This is a genomic window from Streptomyces sp. WAC06614 (genome assembly GCF_003949795.1).
Classification (GTDB): domain Bacteria; phylum Actinomycetota; class Actinomycetes; order Streptomycetales; family Streptomycetaceae; genus Streptomyces.
In genome coordinates this window covers 1-1,676 of the sequence record NZ_RPRY01000631.1, presented here as the reverse complement: position 1 = coordinate 1,676, position 1,676 = coordinate 1, and the positions used below count along the sequence as shown (strand labels likewise).

The 1,676-nt window shown below is 78.0% G+C and carries 2 protein-coding genes; both read left to right on the top strand.

Annotated features, from left to right (window positions below):
• Positions 1–754 (top strand): hypothetical protein (locus EF918_RS37540; protein WP_185922091.1); only part of this gene is annotated, 754 nt, incomplete at its 5' end.
• A partial coding sequence (locus EF918_RS35465) for a S8 family serine peptidase (RefSeq protein ID WP_221889795.1) occupies positions 751–1,676 on the top strand: 926 nt, incomplete at its 3' end. The genes EF918_RS37540 and EF918_RS35465, both read left to right, overlap by 4 nt.

Genomic DNA, 1,676 nt, shown 5'->3' with positions numbered 1-1,676 from the left:
CGGCGGCGGCGACCCGGGCTCCGTCAACGGGACGGGGACCGGCGGCCCCACCGGCCGGGCCGAGACGACCAGCGGCGCCCAGGACGACGGCGGGGGTCCCCGGCCCGACGGCGGCACCGCCGACCGGGGCACGCAGCCTGCCCGGCAGAACGGCAGCAGCACCGGCGCGGACAAGAACGTCCGGGCGGCCGGATCCGGTGCGGGCGCGACCGCCCAGGCCACGGCGAGGACCTTCACTGCCGTGGCCGGGCCCAAGTGCGGTACCTCCGACACCGGTTACACCACGTACGGCTGGTACACCCAGGGCAGCACGGGCTGGAAGCCGTACGACAAGGGCGGCTACGGCGGCGCGGGCTGCAACGGTACCGGGTACCACGCGGTCCCGATGTCCGGCCACACGGGCAGCGACGACGGCAACTCGGTGGTGTGGAAGTTCGACACGCACTTCGCGCGCGGCGCGAGCTGCCGCGTCCACGTCCACGTCCCCGCCAACAACGACGTCCAGGCGGTGGGCGGATCGCCCACGTACTACACGGTCCAGAAGAGTTTCGAGCCGGGCAACGGCACCGTGGGCTCGTTCAGCATCAAGCAAGTGGCCCACCAAGGCTCCTGGGTGGACGCGGGCAGCTTCAACGTCGACGGCGCCAGGTTCGCCGTGATGCTGCACACCCGGGGCCAGGACTGGTCCGGCTCCCGGCAGACCCACGCGCACCACGCCGCCGGAGCGGTGCGCGTCACGTGCACGGAGGCATGACGATGGCCCGTCGGCCGGGGGACCGGGCCGCGTCCGCCCCGGCGGCCCTCCTGCTGCTGCCCGCCGTGCTCGGGGCCCTCGCCCCGGCGGGGACGGCGGTGGCCGCGCCCGCCGCGGAGGATCCGGCCTCCCTGCCCAAGGTGGTGCAGACCCTGCCGTCCGAACGGACGGCCTGCGCCACGCCCTCGGGCAAGACCAGCGCCCGTACGCCATGGGCCCAGAGCGTGCTGCGCCCGGACGCGGTCTGGCCCCTGTCACGGGGCGAGGGCGTGCTCGTCGCGGTCCTCGGCTCCGGCGTGGATGTCCGTACGGAGGCCCTGGCGGGCCGGGTGACGGCGTCCGGGCCGGGCTCGCGGGGTCCGGCCGGGGAGGACTGCGTGGGTCACGGGACCTTGGTGGCCTCCCTGATCGCGGCCAGGGTCCCTACGCCCACCGGAACCACCGGGGCAGCCGGGGCCGCCGGCGCCGCGGGGGCCGCGGGGGCCGCGGTCCCCGGGGAGGTGACCGGGTTCGCCGGGATCGCCCCGCGGGCGCGGATCCTGGCCGTCCGGGTCACCGACGCCCTCGGCCGGACCGGTCCCGGCGACCTGGCCGCCGGGATCCGCGCCGCCGTCGACGGCGGCGCCCGGATCATCGCGGTGGCGGCCCCCGCCGAGACCGGCGACGACGCGCTGGCGCAGGCGGTGGCGTACGCGGCCGGACGCGGCGTGCTCCTCGTGGTTCCGGCGACGGCGGACGACGCCCGGGGCGGCGACGGGCCACGGCCGGCCCGGCCGGCGTCCGGTCCGGCCGTGCTGTCGGTGGCCGCGGCCGGACCCGACGGCAAGGTCGCGCCCGCCGCCGGAGCCCGGGTGGACCTGGCCGCGCCGGGGCTGGCGATGGTGGGTGCGGGGCCGGGGCCGTCCGGGCAGGTGACCGGGGG